Raw genomic sequence first — 17,986 nt, forward strand, 5'->3', positions numbered from 1 at the left:
GCGTTACACCGGCATGCTCATGATGTCCTTGTAGGCGGACAGGAGCTTGTTGCGGACCTGAAGCGTGGCTTCGAAGCCGACCGAGGCCTGCTGGCGTGCCAGCATCACCTTGGCGATATCGACCGTCTCGCCGCGTTCGTAGCTTTCGGACAATTTGGCGGCCTGGGTCTGGCCGTCGTTCACGCTTTTCAGCGCATCGTCGAGCGTCGAGGCGAAGCTGGTCGGCTTCGTCTCGGCGGCGGGCGTGGTGGCCGCGGCGCTGGTGTTGGCGCGGGCGAGCGCCTGGTTGCGCTCCAGGATCTGCTGCCGAAGCTGCATCACCCGGTCGACGCTCATCGCGCCGCCGCCGATCCCGGCGATGCTCATGCCGAGACCGCCCGGACGATGTCGTCACCCTGTTCGCGCGCCTTGGCGAGACGGTAACGCAAGGTGCGCTCCGAAATGCCCAGCCGCTTGGCGGTTTCGATCCGGCTGCCGCCGCACGCGCGCATCGTCTCGCGGATGGCGGCGAATTCGCTGATCTGGACGATGTTGCCGAGCGTGGCGGGCAGGTCCGCGCTCCGCTCCGCCGCCGCTGCGGCGGGCTGGGGGGGGCGGTCGAACACGATGTGATCGGCATGGATGGTGTCGCCCGCGGCGAACAGCAGCGCGCGCTGGATCACGTTTTCCAGCTCGCGGACGTTGCCCGGCCATTCGTGCGCCACGAGCAGGTCGACCGCGGCCTGGTCCGGCCAGGGGATCATCTGCCGGTTGCCGGCATGGCGCAGGATCATCGTGGCGGCGAGCGCCGGGATATCCTGGCGGCGCTGCGACAGCGGCTTGGTGGTCAGCGGAAACACCGCGAGCCGGTAATAGAGATCCGAACGGAAGCGACCCTCGGCCACCTCGGTCTGCAGATCGCGGTTGGCGCAGGCAACGATGCGCACGTCGACCGGCTGCGGCGTGCTCGCCCCGATCGGGACGACTTCGCGCTCCTGCAGCACGCGCAGCAGCTTGGACTGGAGCTGGAGCGGCATCTCGGCGATCTCGTCGAGCAGCAGCGTGCCGCCGTTCGCCGCGCGGAAGAACCCTTCGCCGCCCGAGGATGCGCCGGTGAACGCGCCCTTCTGGTGGCCGAACAGCAGCGCTTCCAGCATCGATTCGGGCAAGGCCGCGCAGTTGATCGCGACGAACGGGCCGTCCTTGCGCGCCGACTGGTTGTGGATCGCGCGGGCCAGCACTTCCTTGCCGGTGCCGGTCGGGCCGTTGATGAGCACGGTGATGTCCGCCTGCGCCACCCGCTCGGACAGCGCCATCAGCGCGAGCGATTCGGGGTCCGCCGCGGTCGGCATCTCGGGGCCGGCGATCAGCGCGCGGGCGAAGGCGCGGCCGATCTCGGCATCCTGGGGGGCAAAGGCGATGCGCGCCGGATTGCCGTCGCGGGCGGGAAGGACGGTGCGCCCCTCGTCGCCGATCACGATCGTGCGGGCCGGTGCGGCCGGCACTTCGCCCTCGCAGACCAGGAACAGGTCGCGCGGGCCCGGCTGGGCGGTGGCCGATCCGATGCCGAAGCCTTGCGACCGCAGCGACGAGACGAGCGCGTATTTGCGGGCGGTGACGGCGGCAGATGGAAAAATCGAGCGCATGCAATGTCCCTTTCGACATGCTCCAAATGCCATCCGGTTGGTAAATCGACCGTTAATGCGGCAGCCGCCCGGCAGAATTTTTCCGGGCGGGCGATCGCGCGCGCGCGGGCGTGGTTTTCCTACGCGCGCGGGGCGGTTCTTGCCGGCAACGCGGCCGGCAAGAACCGGCAAAAATTGTTCGGTCGCCGGCTAAAGTCTGCCGGTGGGTTGCCGTTTGTGCATTCAGCGGCTCGGCTTCCAGTTCGGAAAACGGGGGGGCGCTGAAAAGGAGACCCAACATGACTGTCATCGGAACCAACATCTCGGCACTGCGCGCCACCAACGCTTCGACCAGCGCCCAGATGGCACTGTCCACGTCGATGCAGCGCCTCTCGACCGGCAAGCGCATCAACAGCGCGAAGGACGACGCCGCCGGCCTCGCTATCAGCGCGTCGATGACCGCACAGATCACTGGCATGAACCAGGGCATCCGCAACGCGAACGACGGCATCTCGATGGCGCAGACTGCGGAAGGCGCGCTGGACGAGGTGACGAACAACCTGCAGCGGATGCGCGAACTGGCGGTGCAGAAGACCAACGGCACCTATTCGGCCAGCGACATCACCAACATCACCGCCGAGCAGAACGCGCTCGCCGCGCAGATCACCAACACGCTGACCAACACCCAGTTCAACGGCCAGAACCTGTTCGACGGCACCGCCGGCACGAGCGGCAAGGTCAACATCCAGGCCGGCGCCAACAGCAACGACGCGATCAAGCTCGATCTCGGCAGCAACCTCAACACCGACACCACGATGGCGGCGGTCGTCACCGACACGGCCGGCGTCGGCACCGCCAACACCTCGGCCACGCTCGCCAATTTCGACTCGGCGATCGCCACGATCTCCAACCGCCGCGCGAATCTCGGCGCCTCGCAGAACCAGCTCCAGTCGGCGGTCAACAACCTGACCAGCAACGCGACCAACCTGTCGGATGCGCGCAGCCGGATCGAGGACACCGATTTCTCGGCCGAGACGACCGCACTCGCCAAGGCACAGATCCTGAGCCAGGCATCGACCGCGATGCTGAGCCAGGCCAACCAGAGCTCGCAGAGCGTCCTGAAGCTCCTGCAGTAATCCCAGGGTTCCGGTTCCGAAGCCCTGCCCCCCCATCGAGGGCAGCGGAACCGGACGCCCCGGATCTACCGAGTGGCGGAGCACCCCCGGCGACGGTCTCGCCGGGGGTTTTCGCGGCGGCGCAATTTTTTTTCTAAAGGTCATTCCTAACCGGCCGTTACCCTTGCTGGCGTCTCGTCCCATGCCTTGGGGGCGGCGGAGAGCGTCGGAGGAGACCGGACATGACCGTCATCGGAAGCAATATCGCGGCACTGCGTGCCACCAACGCCTCGACCAGCGCACAGATGGCGCTGGCCACGTCGATGCAGCGCCTGTCGACCGGCAAGCGCATCAACAGCGCGAAGGACGACGCCGCCGGCCTCGCCATCAGCGCGTCGATGACGTCGCAGATCACCGGCATGAACCAGGGCATCCGCAACGCGAACGACGGCATCTCGATGGCGCAGACCGCCGAAGGCGCGCTCGACGAAGTGACGAACAACCTGCAGCGGATGCGCGAACTGGCGGTGCAGAAGACCAACGGCACCTATTCGGCCAGCGACATCACCAACATCACCGCCGAGCAGAACGCGCTCGCCGCGCAGATCACGAACGTGCTGACCAACACCAAGTTCAACGGGCAGGCGCTGTTCGACGGCACCGCGGGCACCAGCGGCGTGGTCAACATCCAGGCCGGCGCCAACACCAGCGACGCGATCGCGATGAATCTCGGCGGCAATCTGGGCACCACGACGCAGATGAGCGCGGTCGTCGCGAGCGGCGCCTCGGTCACGACGGCGACGCTCCAGAATTACGACGATGCGATCGCCACCGTGGTCAACCGCCGCGCGAGCCTCGGCGCCACGCAGAACCAGCTCCAGTCGGCGGTCAACAACCTGACGAGCAACGAAACCAACCTGTCGGACGCGCGCAGCCGGATCGAGGACACCGATTTCTCGTCCGAGACCACCGCGCTCGCCAAGGCACAGATCCTGAGCCAGGCATCCACCGCGATGCTGAGCCAGGCGAACCAGAGCACGCAGAGCGTGCTGAAACTGCTGGGTCAGTAACCGCGCCGGCCCCGGCACCGCGCCCCCACTCGGGTGGCGGGGCCGACCGGACCGGTTCTCAGCGGATTTGGTCGAGGAGACCCCGGTGGCCCGTGCCGCCGGGGCTTTTCTGCGTGGCGAAGGGCCCGCAGCGCGGGCGCGCGCATGCACCTAAATCTATGTTACATACGGTTAATTAGCAGTTTGAGTGCTAACGAATCGGCATGGATACGATGCGATGAGTGGCTGCCAGGGCTGTCGGCAGCCGGACACGAATTTCGACCTGGCGATGGCGTTCCAGCCGATCGTCGATATCGAGACCGGCCGCGCCTGGGCCTATGAGGCGCTGGTGCGCGGACCGAATGGCGAGGATGCGGGGCAGGTGCTCGCCGCCGTCACCGAGGCGAATCGCTATGCCTTCGATCAGCAATGCCGCGTCGCCGCCATCACCCAGGCGGTCGCTGCCGGTATCGTCGAGACGGGCGCACGGTTGTCGATCAATTTCCTGCCGAACGCCGTCTATTCGCCCGTCGCGTGCATCCAGTTGACGCTGAAGACCGCGGCGGCGGTCGGCCTGCCCACCGATCGGCTCGTCTTCGAATTCACCGAAAACGAGGAGTTCGCCGACACCGCGCATGTGGCCAACATCATCGACACGTACCGGCGCATGGGCTTCGCCACCGCGCTGGACGATTTCGGCGCGGGCCATGCCGGGCTTTCGCTGCTGGCGCGGCTGCAGACCGACATCGTCAAACTCGACATGGAATTGGTGCGCGACATCGATGCCAGCCAGCCGCGCCGCATGATCGTCGAAGGCCTGATCGCCATGTTCGCCCGCATGAACATCGTCGTCGTGGCGGAGGGGATCGAGACGACCGCGGAATATGAGACGCTTCGCGCCCTTGGCGTGCGCTACATGCAGGGCTATCTGTTGGCGCGTCCCGGATTCAGGATCCTGCCGCCGCATGCTCTGCCGGAACCGGCGTCGATCGGGCAGGTCGCCTAGCGGACGCGAACCGATCCGGCAGGCGGCCCGTCGGATGGCCGCTCGTCAACGCCCAACCGGGGTTAGCCCATGCGCCTGATCGCGATCGAAGAGCATATCCTGCCGGCCGACGTGCGCGAGGCGTGGGCCGCGGCGCCGCCGCCGCACGATCCGGTGTCCGCCTTTGCCGATGGCGGCGATAACGGATCGCGCCTCGCCGATCTGGGCGCGGGCCGTCTGGCGCTGATGGACGAGCAGGGCGTCGACGTGCAGGTGCTCTCGCTCACCACGCCGGGGCTCCACAATCTCGAAGCCGGACCCGCCGTCCAGATGGCGCGCCGCGTCAACGACCGGATCGCCGAGGCGTGCGTCCGCCACCCCGACCGGTTCCAGGGCTTCGCGGCCCTGCCCACCGCGGACGGCGATGCGGCGCCGCGCGAGCTGGAACGCGCCGTCCGCGAGCTGGGGCTGAAGGGCGCGCTGCTCTGCGGCCGAACGCGCGAGCGCCATCTCGATCATCCCGCCATGCGGCCCATGCTGGCGAAGGCGGCGGAGCTCGGCGTGCCGCTCTTCATCCATCCGCAGACGCCGCTGGCGGCGGTGCGCGAGGCCAATTATTCCGGGATAAGCGAAACGGCCGACCTCGTGCTCGCGGCGTTCGGTCTGGGATGGCATTATGAGGCCGGCCTGCAATGGGTCCGTCTGGCAGCGGCCGGCGTGTTCGACGAGCTGCCCGATCTGCAGATCATCCTCGGCCATTGGGGCGAGGTGGTGTTGTTCTATCTGGAGCGCATGGCCCCGGTCTTCCAGCGCGCGCTCCCGCTGCAACGCTCGCTGGCGGATTATGCGCGCGACAATCTCTACGTCACCGGAAGTGGGATGTGGAGCGAGACCTATCTCCAACGCTGCCTCGCCATCGTCGGCCGGGAGCGGCTGCTGTTCTCCACCGATTTTCCCTACCAATATCGCGAAGGCGGGGCGCCGCGCCGCTTTCTCGAATCGGTCGCGCTCGACGATGCGGCGCGCACGGCCTTCGCGCACGGCAATTGGGAGCGGCTGACGGGTAGGCGCGGCTAGCGCGTCCGCCTCATCGCTCGCGCGTGGGGCCAAGCGCCGCCGCGGCCGCCAGCAACAGCGCTGCGCCCGCCGTGGCGATCCACAACGCCCGCAGGCCGAGGACGGGAAACACCGCCGCACCCGCGATCGCGCCGGCGACCAGCCCCAGCCACAGCAGCAGATACGGCACCCAGGCGAAGCGCGGACCCCCGGCGAGCGCGGCCGCCAGATGCTGGCCCAACTTCACGAGCGTGCCGGTCATATAGGTGACGCCGACGCTCACCTCGCCATCGCGCTGGAACACCGCATTGGCCGCGCCCATCGCGGCCGCCATCAGCAGCGGCGCAGGATAGGGGCCGATGCCGAGCGTGGCCGCGGCAGCCGCCATCGCCAGCGCCGTCAGCACGAACGCCAACACCGCCTGCCGGCGCCACCGCCCCGCGATCCGTCCGATGGTCGCGCCCGTCATGACTCCGCCGACGAACGCCGGGATCAGCACCGCCGCGGCCAGGCCGTTCGGCACGTCGCCGGCCAGGCCGACCGCCATGCGCGTCGAGTTGCCGCTCATGAACGAGACGAACAGGCCGCCCAGCTTCAGAAAACCGAGCGCATCGACGAAGCCGGCAAGCATGGCGAGCCCGATCGCCAGCAGACGCGGGCCTGTTTCGAAGCGGCGCATGGCGCATCATAGCGCGGTCGCCCGGCAAAGGGGAGCCGGCGCGCGGCGACGAGGCGCCTCACCGCAGCGCGGCGAGCGCCTTTTTCAGCCGGTCGTGCGCCGATTTCTTGATCTGGCAGACGCGTGCCTGGCCGACGCCGAGCACCTGGCCGATCTCCTCGAGGTTCATTTCCTCGACATAATAGAGCTGCACCACCTGCGCCTCGCGCGTCGGCAACGCGCCGATCGCCTCGACGAGCGCGGCGCGCAGGTCGCCATCGGCGAGCTGGGCGAAGGCGTCGGGGGTGTCGTCGGCGAACCAGGGCAGATCGTCGGCATAGATCTCGTCGACCGATTCGAACCGGACGGGATCGGCGGTGACATATTCGGCGCGCAGCTTGGCGACCGTGACGCCCAGCTTTTCGGCGGTTGCGGCCTCGGTCGGCGCCTTGCCGGTCTGCGCCGTCAGCGTGGAAACGGCATCGGCATAGGCACGCCGCCGCCGCATCGCGCCGCGCGTGGTGGTCGCCTGGCGGCGCAGTTCGTCGATCATCGCGCCGCGCAGCCGGGTGGCCACATATTGGCGAAAGGTCGCGCCGCCGCGATCCTCGAAATGGGCGGCCGCCTCGACCAGCGCGATCAGCCCGACCTGGACGAGATCCTCCACCTCGACGACGCTGCTCATGCAGCCATGGACGTGCCACGCGATCCGCCGGACGAGCGGCAGATGCTCGCGCACCAGCGTGTTCGCGTCCATGCCGGCGCGCTGGCCGGGACGATAGGTGAGGGGGCCGGTTCCCGACCCGAGCGCCGTTGCATCGACAAAGGCGGATTTCATGCTGAGCGCGTTCATGCGGGCAGGGCTCCGGATGCGCCGATCACCGCGATCACCTCCACCGCCTTCTCTTCGGGAACCTCGAAGAAGGAGAGGACGGGGGTGTCGGGCAGGCAGGTCTTGACGAGTTTGCGGATGGCCACGCGAATCGCGGGCTGGACGACGAGGGCGAAGGGCTTGGCCTCGGCGAGCATCGGCTGCGCGGCGCGTTGCAGCGCCTCGACGATGCGGCGGCCGAGATCGGGTTCGATGACGTGGCGGCGCGACGCGTCGGAGCGCATCGCCTGGCCGAGCAGGCCTTCCAACTGCCCCTCCAGCGTCATCACGCGCAGCGGCTCGCGCACGCCGCACAGCTTGCCGATGATGAGCGGGCCGAGTTCGGGGCGGATCGCCTCGATGATTTCCTCGGCGTCCTGCGTCTTCTGCGCGGCGACCGCGATGGCGGCGGCGATGCGGCGGAATTCCTTCAGCGGCACATTCTCCGCCAGCAGCCCGCGCAGCACCTGGGTGAGCGTGGTGAGCGGCAGCGGCGCCGGGCTGAGGCTCGCCACCAGTTGCGCGGCGCGCTCCTTCAGGCCGTCGAGCAGCGCCTGCACCTCGTCGGGGCCGAGCAGGTCCGACGCGTTCTGGCCGAGCGCGTGGTTCAGGTGCGTCGCCATCACGGTGCCGGGATCGACCACCAGATAGCCCATGCCGGTCGCGGCATCGGCGTCGCTGGTGGAAATCCAGGTGGCGTCGAGGCCGAAGGTCGGATCCTTGGCGGTCTTGCCCTGAAGCGTGCCATAGGCCTGGCCGGTGTCGAGGGCGAGCATCTCGTCGGGCGCGACCTGGTCTTCGCCCAGGCACACGCCGTTCAGCATGATCCGATAGGTGTAGGGCGCGAGATTGATGTCGTCGCGCACGCGCACCTGCGGCACGACGAAGCCGAGTTCCTTCGACAATTGCCGGCGCACCCCGGTGATCCGCCCCATCAGCGGCGATCCGCGACGCTCGTCCACCAGCGGCACGAGACCGTAGCCGATGTCGAGATTGACCTGCATGCCCTCGGTCACCTCGTCCCAGCCGATCTTGGACTGGTCGACCGGCTCCACCACGGCGGCGGGAACGACCACCGGCCGGCGCGCGATCTGGCGCAGCTTCCACGCGGCGAAGCCGGCGATCGATGCCGCCCCCAGGATCACCAGATGCGGCATGCCGGGCATCAGCCCCAGCAATCCGAGGATCACCGCGACCGGCGTCCAGGTGCGAGGGCTGCCGAACTGGCTGCCGATCTGGCCGGCCAGATCGTGCGTCGAGGTGACGCGGGTGACGATCGCGGCGGCGGCGATCGAGAGCATCAGCGACGGGAGCTGCGCGACGAGCGCGTCGCCGATCGCCAGCAGCACGTAATTGTGCGCGGCGGCGCCGATCGTCATGCCGTGGCTGACCGGGCCGAGGATCAGCCCGCCGACGATGTTGGCCGCCAGGATCAGCATGCCCGCGACCGCGTCGCCCTTCACGAATTTGGACGAACCGTCCATCGATCCGTAGAATTCGGCTTCGGTCGCGGTGTCGATGCGGCGCTGCTTGGCTTCGTCGGGGGTGATGAGGCCTGCGTTCAGATCGGCGTCGATCGCCATCTGCTTGCCCGGCAGCGCATCGAGCGTGAAGCGCGCGCTGACTTCGGACACGCGGCCCGCGCCCTTGGTCACCACGATCAGGTTGATGATGAGCAGGATCGCGAAGACGAACAGGCCGACGACATAGTCGCCGCCGATCAGGAAGGTGCCGAACGCCTCGATCACATGACCTGCCGCACCCCCGCCTTCGTGCCCGTGCACCAGCACGACGCGCGTCGAGGCGACGTTGAGGCCCAGGCGGAACAGCGTCGCGAACAGCAGCACGGTGGGGAAGGCGGAGAAGTCGAGCGGCTTCTGCGCGTTCAGCGCCACCATCAGCACCGCGAGGCTGATCGCGATGTTGGTGACGAAGAACAGGTCGAGCATCGCCGCGGGGATCGGGACGACGAGCAGCACGACGAGCAGCAGGATCGCGAGCGGCAGGGCGCCGCGGCGAAGATTGGAGAGCAGTGCGTTCATCGCGTCAGCCGCCCATCCGTGCGAGCATCAGATAGGCGAGCCGCGCGGTGTCGGGGGTCGGCCGCAGCAGCGACGCGGCGGTCGTGCCGACCGCACCGGTGCCGCGTCCGAACTTGCCGAGCGTGGCCGATGCCCAGGCGAGTGCGTCGGTCGCACTCTCGCCCGTGCCGGTGACGACGGTGGCGCCGTTCATGTCGAGCGCCTGCGCGGCGAAGCCGGTGTTGGCGGCGGCGGTCGCGGCGGCGTCGGCCGTGCTGCCGTCCAGCTTCGCGGCGAAGCGGGCATAGATTTGCGACAGGCTGCGCGGCGTGCCGTCGCTGCCATAGAAGACGCTGCGATTGGCGGCGGCGGCGGCCGGGAACAGCGCCGCGCCGCTTGCGTCGGGCGTCGCCTGCATGGTCGAGAGGAATTTCTTCGCGCCGCCCAGCCCCAGGAAATGCGCCATGTAGAGATCGGTGCCGGTCACGCTGCGGCCGAGCGTGCCCTGGAGCGCATCCTTGTTGTCGGACGCATATTCGGCGGCCATCATCGAGGCGGTGGCGGGGTCGTTGCGCAGCGCCAGGATCGCCGCCTTGGTGTTGCCGTCGGCGACCGACAGCTTGCCGCCCGCGCCCGGCTGGATCGCATCGGCGGCCCAGGACAGGCCGTTCTCGGCGCCGTGTTTCTTGACGATCGCGAGCCAGCTCTGGTCGATGAACTGGTAGAGGCCCGACGCGCTGGAGGTGGAGGCGCGGGCATCGCTGCGCAGGCCGCTTTCCAGCTTGGCCTGGCCCAGCAGATAGCCGAAATCCACGCCCGTCTTGCTGCTCGCAAGCTGGATCGCCGATTGAACCCTGGAATTGGTGATCGCCGTAACGGTCATGGTCTTGCGGAAATGCCCCCTGTTCGGAGGATCATCAGCAAGGACCGTGCCAACCGCCCGTCAGGCGGCGGCAGGAGCGTCAGGCATAGGCGCCGGCGATGCCGGGGCGGTAGGAAGCGGCATGATCGCCGGCCAGCATCTGCAGGCGGCGGCGAACATTTGCCGCCATCAGGTTCACATAGATCCGGCAGGTCTCGTTCAGCCGGTTCGCCTCGTCGGCCAGTTCGCGGATCTCGGGTCCGGCGGGGCCGGTGCCGAGCAGCGCGACCTGCTCGATGGCGGCCAGCTTCTCGCGCGTCGCGCGTTCCAGCGCGTGCACGTCGTTGGTCTTCAGCGCGGCGATCTCCGCATGGAGCGAATCGATCACCGTCACGAGCGCATCACGCCTTGTCATGCGTCGTCCAGTCCATCTTCAGCGCGAGCATGCGATCGGCGATCGTCGCCGGCAGAATGGGAAATGTGCCATTGGCGATGGCCTTGCGGATCTCGGCGACGCGTGCGGTGTCCACCGGCGCGGCGCTGGCCAGCTGCTTGGAAAGGGCGATCGACTGGCTCGCCGTGCTCGCCCCGGCCGGTGCGGCCTTCGCGGTATCCTGCGGCTCCGCCGAGGCGGTCACCGTCGTCGACGCGCGGAGGAGATCCGCGCCCGCAACCTTGTTCACGCCTATCGCATCGACCATGTCTGCACCTTCCCGGCATCGCTGACACGGGTAAAGACGGCCGATCGGCGCGAAGCTTTAGCGATTTTTTCATTCGCCCCAGCCCGGCAGCGTGGCACGGCCGCTGGCGCGCGCGATCGCCTGGACGGGCGTACGGGCATCGTCCACCTTCACCATGAAGCGCGCGCCGGGCGCGGCATCGCCCATCGCGACGCCTTCGCGGCTGATCGCGAAGCCCTCGGTGCCCGCCTCGATCACCACCGGATCACCGCGTTTGATGACGGCTTCGGCCCGTTGCATCGGCGGCTGGATCACCGTCGCGCCCGACAGGCCGACCGCCGGAACGGTGCGCATCGGCACGTAGATCCGCCAGTCCGGGCCCGAACAGGCGATCACCACCGCGTCGTGCGCGGGCGTGCGCCACGACAGCGCGACCGTCGGACATTGGGCGAGCTTCAGCCGCGCATCCACCGCGGTGCGCGCGCCGCCCTCGTCGCCGATCGCGTGGCCGGTAAAGGCCGCCACCGCGCGGTCGAGCGAGGCGGTGTCCTGGAACCCGCCGGCCGCCGCGACCGTGGGGGCGGCGAGCAGGAGGAGGGGAAGAAGCCGGATCATGGGACGCTCCGTGAAGGTTCGCCGGCAAAGGCGAGGGTGACGATCGCCCGGCGCAGGCCGGGCCGTTGGGTGGTGGCCAGCGCGATCCGGCCGGTCGCGACGTGCGCGGCGGCGAGCGCGGCCACGACGGCGCGCGCCCGGTCGGCGGCGAGCACCGCGCCGCTCTGTGTCGCCGGATCGACATCGCCCGCGGTGCCGTCGCTCGTCCCCGAGACGTTCAGCGCCACGCGCGGATCGGCGAGCGCCTGGCGCGCCCAGGCGATCAGTGACGCGGGGTCGTCGGGCAACGCGGCCGAGCCGGTCGCGAAATCGGTGGTCGCAAAGGCGGCGACCGGCATCGGCGTGGATGCCGGGGCAAGGCCGGTGACGCCGAACCGGTCGTGCAGCCCCGCGACCAGCGCCTTGCGGTCGGCGCGTCCGGTCGCCTGGACGAGAACGAGGAAGCCGAGCAGCAGCAGCGCGAGATCGGCGAGTGTCACCAGCCAGATCGGCCGCATCGGCGCGGGTACGGGGAAATCGTCGGTCATGCCGCGCTCGCCAAGGCCACACCCGGGGCTTCGCGGGCCGCGAGCGCGACGAGCGGCGCCTCGATCCGCGCGCGCTCCAGCACTTCGTGACGGGCGGATGCGCGCAGCCGGTTGGCGATCGGCAGGAAGACGAGATTGCCGAGCAGCGCACCATAGAGCGTGGAGAGCAACGCGATCGCCATCGCGCCGCCGATCGTCGCCGGGTCGCGCATCGCCGCGAACATCGCCGCCAGCCCGACGAGCGTGCCGACCATGCCCATCGCCGGGGCGGCCTCGGCGGCGCCCGCCCAGACATCGGCGGCCGCGGCATGGCGCTCGCAGCGCGCGCGGCGGCGCCAGGCGACGAGGGCCGCGATCGCATCGGGCTTGTCGCCATCGACGATGCCGGCGATCGCGGCGGCGATGTCGGGATCCGCGATCACCGAGCGATCGAGCGACAGCACGCCGCTGCGCCGGGCGATCCGGGCGAGCGCCGCGATCTGCGCCAGCGCCGGCTCCGCCGAGAAGGGCGCGCGGGCGAGCGTTCGCAAGGCGGCGAGCGCGCGGCGCAGGTCCCGCAACGGCGAACGCAGCACCGCGGACAGGAGCGTGCCGCCACCGACGATGGCGAGCGCGGCCGGATCGAGAAGTTGCGAGAGAAGCACCATGACAGCCGTTCTGCAAGTCATGGGCCAATCGCGCCGGGGTCGCGTCCCTCCCCGCGGCCGATGCCGCCGCCATCGCCGGTGCGGCAAGCCTTGCCGCCGATCCGGCAAACCCTTGCCGCCCCCACGCCGCTGCCGCTGCCGGGACGCGCCGTGCAAAGGCTTCGATCGAATTGGCACGGCCATTGCTTGGAGGACGCCGAGCACATCCCGTGCAGGAGTTCGGTTCGGTGGCAGCGGAAACGCTTTTCGGAGTTCATGGCGCAGCGCTCGAGGTGCGGTCGCGTCGCATGGGGCTGCTCGCGTCGAACATCGCGAACGCCTCCACGCCCGGCTTCAAGGCGCAGGACGTCGACTTCCGCTCGACGCTGTCCGCCGTCGAACAGTCGGGCGATGCCGCGAGCACCGACGCGTTCCAGGCGGCGGTGAAATACCGCGTGCCCAATCAGACCTCGATGGACGCGAACACGGTCGACCTGAACCAGGAGCAGACCGCCTTCGCCGAAAACGCGGTGCAATATCAGACGACGCTGTCGTTCCTGAACGGGCGAATCGGCCAGATCACCCGCGCGCTGAAGGGAGAATAGGATGGCCGACGCATCCCCGATGACGATCTTCCAGGTGGCGGGTCGCGCGATGTCCGCGCAGCTGCTGCGGATGAACACCACCGCGTCGAACCTCGCCAATGCCGGCGGCATCGCCGGCTCGGCCGAGACCGCGTACAAGACGATGAAGCCGGTGTTCCGCACCAGCTACGATTCCGCCTCCGGCCTTTCGACGGTCGACGTCGAGAAGGTGGTGAGCGCGGGCGAAGCCCCGACCAAGCGCTACGATCCCGCCAATCCCGTGGCCGACAAGGACGGCAACGTCTTCGAAGCCGCGGTCGACCAGACCCGCGAGCTGGTCGACATGATGGAGACCGCGCGCAGCTATCAGAACAACGTCGAGGTGATGAACACGGCGAAGTCGCTGATCCTCGACACCCTCAAGATGGGCCGCTGACCATGACCTCCACCACGATGGCATCCACGCTTTCCAGCCTCGGCATCGCCACCACCGCATCGGCCGCCGCCACGGCCGGCGCGGCGGCGAACAAGACCAGCCAGACGCTCGATCAAAGCGATTTCCTGACGCTGATGACCGCGCAGCTCAAGAACCAGGATCCGTTCAACCCGGTCGATAACACGCAGATGATCGCGCAGATGGCGCAGATGTCGAGCGTGACGGGCATCAGCCAGATGAACACGACGCTGACCGGCATCGCGACCAAGCTCGGCGCCACCTCGGCGACGGATGCGATGAACTATGTCGGCAAGACGGTGCTGACGGAAGGGTCGACGGCGTATGGCCGCACCGCAGGCGGCATCGCCGGCGCGGTCGAGCTCGACGGTGCGGCCACCAATGTCGACGTCACGATCGCCGATGCCAAGGGCAACGTGCTGAAGACGGTGTCGCTCGGCGCGCAGTCCGCGGGCACCGCCACCTATGATTGGGACGGCACCACCGATGCGGGCGCCAGCGCCGGCACCGGGCCGTTCAAGGTCACGGTCGCCGCGGACGACAACGGCACCACGGTCACCAGCCGTTCGCTCGTCTGGGCGCCCGTCGAATCCGTCTCGCTGCCGTCCAGCGGCGATCCCACGCTGACCGCCACCGGCATCGGCACGGTCAAGCTTTCCGCCATCCGTTCGGTCGGCTGAACATTTTCCAGGAGCAACGCGCATGACTTTCTACACATCGCTTTCCGGCCTCCAGGCCTCGCAGACCGAAATGTCCACGATCTCGCACAACATCGCGAACGTCGCGACCACGGGTTTCAAGAAGAGCCGCACCGAATTCGCCGACGTCATCGCATCGAGCCTGGCCTCGGATCCGACCAAGCAGGTCGGCTCGGGCGCGGTGGTGAAGGAAAACCGGCAGCAGTTCAGCGAAGGCAATCTGACGACGACTTCGTCCTCGCTCGACCTGACCGTCTCGGGCGACGGGTTCTTCGCGGTGAAGACGAACGGCACCACGCCGACGACGGCCTATACCCGCAACGGCAGCTTCCGCGTCGATACCGACGACAATGTCGTCGATGCGCAGGGCAGCTATCTCCAGGTGTATCCGGTCGATTCCGCGGGCAATGTGACGGCGGCGGGTGTGGACGGTCTGACCAACCTCATGCTCCCCGAAACCAGCGGCAGCGCGCAGGCGACCGGCAGCGTCGCGTTGAACGTCAACCTGTCGTCTAGCGCCGCGGCCCCCTCGACGGCGTTCGATCGCACCAAGGCGTCGACCTACAACAATTCGACCGCGACGACCGTCTATGACGCGGGCGGTAACGCGATGACGATGAGCAGCTATTATGTCCGCGACGCGAGCACCGCGACCGACGGATCGAGCACCTGGTCGGTCTACAGCTATGTCGGCAACCAGCAGCTCACGCAGGGCGGCAGCACCAATCCCGTCCAGATGACGTTCGATTCGACCGGCAAGCTGACCGCGCCGACGGCGCCGGCGAGCTATGATTCGTTCGTTCCGACCGGCGGCACGAAATCCCAGACGATCGCGCTCAACCTTGCGGGCTCGACCGCGATCGGCAGCGCCTTTTCGGTCACCGCGCGCAGCCAGGACGGAACGTCCGTCGGTCAGCTCCAGGGCGTGACCGTGGACAAATCGGGCATCGTCACGGCCAGCTTCTCGAACGGCGACAGCAAGGCGCTGGGCAAGGTGGCGCTCGCCAACTTCACCGATCCCGCCGGGCTTCGCCAGGTCGGCACCAGCTATTGGACCGGCACGGGCCTGTCGGGCACGCCGCAGCTCGGCGCCGCCAACGAAAAGGGCTTCGGCAGCCTGATGTCGGGCACGCTCGAGGGATCGAACGTCGATATCACCGAGGAACTGGTCGACCTGATCTCGGCGCAGCGCAACTTCCAGGCGAACGCCAAGGCGCTCGATACGCAGAACCAGATCTCGCAGACGATCTTCAACATCCGCAACTGATCGATCGGGGGCAGGGGCAGGCATAAATGGACAAGCTGGTCTACACCGCGGCGACGGGCTTGCGCGCGCACATGGCGGCGCAGGCGGCGATCGCCAACAACATGGCGAACGCCTCGACGACCGGCTTTCGCGCCGATCGCGTGGTGTTCGACCAGATCCAGCTCAAAGGCGGCGGCACCCAGCTGGAGGCGCGCGCGCCAGCCAGCGAAGAGGTGACCGACGCCGACCGCACGCCGGGGGCGATCCAGATGACCGGCCGCTCGCTCGACGTGGCGATCACCGGCAACACCGACTGGCTGGCGGTGCAGGCCGCCGACGGCAGCGAGGCCTATACCCGGCGCGGCGATCTGGAGATCGCGCCGTCGGGCGTGCTGCAGACGGGCGACGGCCATCCGGTGATCGGATCGTCGGGCCCGATCACCGTGCCGCCCTATGATTCGCTCACCATCGCCGGCGACGGCACGATCTCGATCGTGCCGCAGGGCGGCGATCCCAAGAACCCACAGGTGCTCGACAAGCTGAAACTTGCCAACACCAAGGGGTCGGACACGGTGAAGGGCCTCGACAACCTGCTGCGCGTGCGCGGCGGGGGCGTGCTGCCCGACGATGCCGAGGCCAAGGTGCAGGGCGGCGCGATCGAGGGATCGAACGTCAACATGACGCAGGCGCTGGTCGACATGATCGAGAACCAGCGATCCTACGAAGTGCAGGCCAATCTGATGAAGTCCGCCAAGGACATGGACGAAAGCGGCGCATCCGTGATGCGCCTGCCGAGCTAAGGGAAACAAGCGATGTCATCCGCCGCCATGCATATCGCGCGCACCGGGCTCGACGCCCAGGACATGCGCATGCGAGTCATCTCGAACAACCTCGCCAACGTGAACACGACGGGGTTCAAGAAGGACCGCGCCGCGTTCGAGACGCTCGCGTACCAGACCGTCACCGCGGCGGGCGCGCCCAGCACGGCGGAGAGCAAATATGCGACCGGCCTGAACCTCGGCACCGGCGTGCGCGTGCAGGGGACTGCGCGGATCGACACGCAGGGGTCGATGCAGACGACGGGCAACAGCATGGACCTGGCGCTGGACGGCGACGGCTATTTCCAGGTGCAGATGCCCGGCGGCACGCTGGGCTACACCCGCGCCGGCAATTTCTCGCGCTCGGCCGAAGGGCTGCTGGTGACGAGCGAAGGCTATCAGGTGCAGCCCGGCATCACCGTGCCGCAGGGCGCGACCGGCCTGACGATCGGCAACGACGGCACCGTCTCGGCGACGATCGCCGGCCAGACCGAACCCGCCACGCTCGGCCAGATCGCGGTGGCGAGCTTCCCCAACGGCGCCGGGCTCCAGTCCAAGGGCGACAATTACCTGGTCGAGACCGCGGCCTCGGGCGCGGCCAATGTCGGCGTGGCCGGCACCGAGGGGCGCGGTTCGATCAAGCAGGGGATGCTCGAGGCATCCAACGTCAACACCGTCGAGGAGCTGGTCGACATGATCGAATGCCAGCGCGCGTATGAGGTGAATTCCAAGATGATCTCCGCCACCGACGACATGCTCAAATATGTCAACCAGAACATCTGACATGGCATCCAGGGCACCCAATCCGTTCCGCATCGGCCATCACTGGATCGAGATCGCGCTCGGCGCCGCCACCGCGGCGCTGCTCGTCGCCGGGCTCAGCCCGCAGGCGGCGGACGCCGGCCTTCTCGGCAAGAAGAAGACCCCGGAGGATTTCACCGCCATCCGCGCCGCGCCCGTCGCGGTGCCGCCGGCGGCGGCCAACGGCTCGATCTTCCAGGCCGAAGGCGGCTATGCCGCGCTGTACGAGGGATCGCGCGCGCGCCGCGTCGGCGATCCGCTGACGATCGTGCTGGTCGAGAAGACCGCGGCGACCAAATCGGCGGGCTCCAAGCTCGATTCCAAGGGCGACCTGAGCATCACCGCGCCGACCACCGGCGTGCTGTCGTTCCTGAAGAACCAGAGCACCAGCGCGGGCACCGGCCGCACCTTCAACGGCACGGGCGCGGCGGACCAGTCCAACTCGCTGTCGGGCGAGGTGAGCGTGACGGTGGCGCAGGTGCTGCCCAACGGCACGATGCTCGTCCAGGGGCAGAAGCGCGTGACGCTCAACCGCGGCGACGAGTTCGTCCAGATCAAGGGCCTCGTGCGCACCGCAGACATCGATGCGGACAACCGCATTCTCTCCACCCGCGTGGCCGATGCGCAGATCGCCTATACCGGCAAGGGCGATGTCGCCCGTGCGAGCCGCCAGGGCTGGCTCGGGCGGTTCTTCTCGGTCGTCAGCCCGTTCTGAT

General features: G+C 68.4%; 22 protein-coding genes. 11 read left to right on the plus strand and 11 right to left on the minus strand.

Going from position 1 to position 17,986, the window contains the following annotated elements; genetic code table 11:
• Positions 1 to 3 precede the first annotated feature (3 nt).
• Both fliE and OXQ95_RS00730 read right to left on the minus strand, forming a co-directional pair.
• Positions 4 to 366, minus strand: coding sequence for a flagellar hook-basal body complex protein FliE (gene fliE / locus OXQ95_RS00725; protein ID WP_242096660.1), 363 nt, complete (start codon positions 364 to 366; stop codon positions 4 to 6).
• On the minus strand, positions 363 to 1,625 hold the full coding sequence (locus OXQ95_RS00730) for a sigma 54-interacting transcriptional regulator (RefSeq protein WP_242096659.1): 1,263 nt from the start codon (positions 1,623 to 1,625) through the stop codon (positions 363 to 365). Before OXQ95_RS00730 ends, fliE begins: the two co-directional genes overlap by 4 nt.
• 278 nt (positions 1,626 to 1,903) lie before the next feature.
• On the opposite strand from OXQ95_RS00730, the gene OXQ95_RS00735 reads away from it, so the two are divergent.
• From OXQ95_RS00735 to OXQ95_RS00750, 4 genes are all read left to right on the plus strand, one after another.
• Positions 1,904 to 2,740, plus strand: coding sequence for a flagellin (locus OXQ95_RS00735; protein ID WP_267378330.1), 837 nt, complete (start codon positions 1,904 to 1,906; stop codon positions 2,738 to 2,740).
• A gap of 221 nt (positions 2,741 to 2,961) precedes the next feature.
• Positions 2,962 to 3,789: a flagellin gene (locus OXQ95_RS00740; RefSeq protein WP_267378333.1), complete on the plus strand. Its 828-nt coding sequence runs from the start codon at positions 2,962 to 2,964 to the stop codon at positions 3,787 to 3,789.
• A 217-nt stretch (positions 3,790 to 4,006) separates the two neighbouring features.
• Complete coding sequence (locus OXQ95_RS00745) at positions 4,007 to 4,774, plus strand: EAL domain-containing protein (RefSeq protein ID WP_267378336.1); 768 nt, start codon at positions 4,007 to 4,009, stop codon at positions 4,772 to 4,774.
• Positions 4,775 to 4,843: 69 nt separating this feature from the next.
• A complete protein-coding gene (locus OXQ95_RS00750) occupies positions 4,844 to 5,830 on the plus strand; it encodes an amidohydrolase family protein (protein ID WP_267378339.1) in 987 nt (328 codons plus the stop codon).
• A 10-nt stretch (positions 5,831 to 5,840) separates the two neighbouring features.
• Here OXQ95_RS00750 and OXQ95_RS00755 read toward each other — a convergent pair whose 3' ends face one another.
• The 9 genes from OXQ95_RS00755 to OXQ95_RS00795 all read right to left on the minus strand — a co-directional run bounded on the left by OXQ95_RS00755 (position 5,841) and on the right by OXQ95_RS00795 (position 12,690).
• Positions 5,841 to 6,488 (minus strand): YoaK family protein, encoded by a 648-nt coding sequence (locus OXQ95_RS00755; protein ID WP_267378342.1) that lies wholly within the window; start codon positions 6,486 to 6,488, stop codon positions 5,841 to 5,843.
• A gap of 58 nt (positions 6,489 to 6,546) precedes the next feature.
• Positions 6,547 to 7,320 carry a FliA/WhiG family RNA polymerase sigma factor gene (locus tag OXQ95_RS00760; RefSeq protein WP_267378345.1) on the minus strand — a complete coding sequence of 258 codons (774 nt, stop codon included), beginning with the start codon at positions 7,318 to 7,320 and terminating at the stop codon, positions 6,547 to 6,549.
• Positions 7,317 to 9,380, minus strand: a complete 2,064-nt coding sequence (gene flhA, locus OXQ95_RS00765; RefSeq protein WP_267378348.1) for a flagellar biosynthesis protein FlhA — start codon at positions 9,378 to 9,380, stop codon at positions 7,317 to 7,319. The genes OXQ95_RS00760 and flhA overlap by 4 nt, the downstream gene beginning before the upstream one ends.
• A 4-nt stretch (positions 9,381 to 9,384) precedes the next feature.
• Positions 9,385 to 10,242, minus strand: a complete 858-nt coding sequence (locus OXQ95_RS00770; protein ID WP_267378350.1) for a lytic transglycosylase domain-containing protein — start codon at positions 10,240 to 10,242, stop codon at positions 9,385 to 9,387.
• Between the two features lie 79 nt (positions 10,243 to 10,321).
• Positions 10,322 to 10,636, minus strand: coding sequence for a flagellar protein FlgN (locus OXQ95_RS00775; protein ID WP_242096650.1), 315 nt, complete (start codon positions 10,634 to 10,636; stop codon positions 10,322 to 10,324).
• Positions 10,623 to 10,922 (minus strand): flagellar biosynthesis anti-sigma factor FlgM, encoded by a 300-nt coding sequence (gene flgM / locus OXQ95_RS00780; protein ID WP_267378356.1) that lies wholly within the window; start codon positions 10,920 to 10,922, stop codon positions 10,623 to 10,625. The genes OXQ95_RS00775 and flgM overlap by 14 nt, the downstream gene beginning before the upstream one ends.
• Before the next feature lie 69 nt (positions 10,923 to 10,991).
• Positions 10,992 to 11,516, minus strand: coding sequence for a flagella basal body P-ring formation protein FlgA (locus OXQ95_RS00785; protein WP_242096648.1), 525 nt, complete (start codon positions 11,514 to 11,516; stop codon positions 10,992 to 10,994).
• Positions 11,513 to 12,043: a flagellar motor protein MotB gene (locus tag OXQ95_RS00790; RefSeq protein WP_267378359.1), complete on the minus strand. Its 531-nt coding sequence runs from the start codon at positions 12,041 to 12,043 to the stop codon at positions 11,513 to 11,515. Before OXQ95_RS00790 ends, OXQ95_RS00785 begins: the two co-directional genes overlap by 4 nt.
• Positions 12,040 to 12,690 (minus strand): MotA/TolQ/ExbB proton channel family protein, encoded by a 651-nt coding sequence (locus OXQ95_RS00795; RefSeq protein WP_267378362.1) that lies wholly within the window; start codon positions 12,688 to 12,690, stop codon positions 12,040 to 12,042. The genes OXQ95_RS00790 and OXQ95_RS00795 overlap by 4 nt, the downstream gene beginning before the upstream one ends.
• 227 nt (positions 12,691 to 12,917) lie before the next feature.
• Here OXQ95_RS00795 and flgB point away from each other — a divergent pair, with 227 nt between their 5' ends.
• From flgB to OXQ95_RS00830, 7 genes are read left to right on the plus strand one after another with little or no spacing between them, the layout of a single operon-like run.
• Positions 12,918 to 13,274 (plus strand): flagellar basal body rod protein FlgB, encoded by a 357-nt coding sequence (gene flgB / locus OXQ95_RS00800; protein WP_267378365.1) that lies wholly within the window; start codon positions 12,918 to 12,920, stop codon positions 13,272 to 13,274.
• 1 nt (position 13,275) lies between these two features.
• Positions 13,276 to 13,689 carry a flagellar basal body rod protein FlgC gene (gene flgC / locus OXQ95_RS00805; protein ID WP_242096641.1) on the plus strand — a complete coding sequence of 138 codons (414 nt, stop codon included), beginning with the start codon at positions 13,276 to 13,278 and terminating at the stop codon, positions 13,687 to 13,689.
• A gap of 2 nt (positions 13,690 to 13,691) precedes the next feature.
• Positions 13,692 to 14,387, plus strand: a complete 696-nt coding sequence (locus tag OXQ95_RS00810) for a flagellar hook capping FlgD N-terminal domain-containing protein (protein WP_242096639.1) — start codon at positions 13,692 to 13,694, stop codon at positions 14,385 to 14,387.
• Positions 14,388 to 14,409: 22 nt separating this feature from the next.
• Positions 14,410 to 15,672: a flagellar hook protein FlgE gene (locus OXQ95_RS00815; protein ID WP_242096637.1), complete on the plus strand. Its 1,263-nt coding sequence runs from the start codon at positions 14,410 to 14,412 to the stop codon at positions 15,670 to 15,672.
• A gap of 26 nt (positions 15,673 to 15,698) precedes the next feature.
• Positions 15,699 to 16,451: a flagellar basal body rod protein FlgF gene (gene flgF / locus OXQ95_RS00820; RefSeq protein WP_242096635.1), complete on the plus strand. Its 753-nt coding sequence runs from the start codon at positions 15,699 to 15,701 to the stop codon at positions 16,449 to 16,451.
• Between the two features lie 12 nt (positions 16,452 to 16,463).
• Positions 16,464 to 17,252 carry a flagellar basal-body rod protein FlgG gene (flgG, locus tag OXQ95_RS00825; protein WP_242096633.1) on the plus strand — a complete coding sequence of 263 codons (789 nt, stop codon included), beginning with the start codon at positions 16,464 to 16,466 and terminating at the stop codon, positions 17,250 to 17,252.
• A 1-nt stretch (position 17,253) separates the two neighbouring features.
• Positions 17,254 to 17,985: a flagellar basal body L-ring protein FlgH gene (locus OXQ95_RS00830; protein WP_242096631.1), complete on the plus strand. Its 732-nt coding sequence runs from the start codon at positions 17,254 to 17,256 to the stop codon at positions 17,983 to 17,985.
• The last annotated feature ends 1 nt before the right edge of the window (position 17,986 follow it).

The sequence above is a fragment of the Sphingomonas sp. GC_Shp_6 genome (genome assembly GCF_026540835.1).
Classification (GTDB): domain Bacteria; phylum Pseudomonadota; class Alphaproteobacteria; order Sphingomonadales; family Sphingomonadaceae; genus Sphingomonas.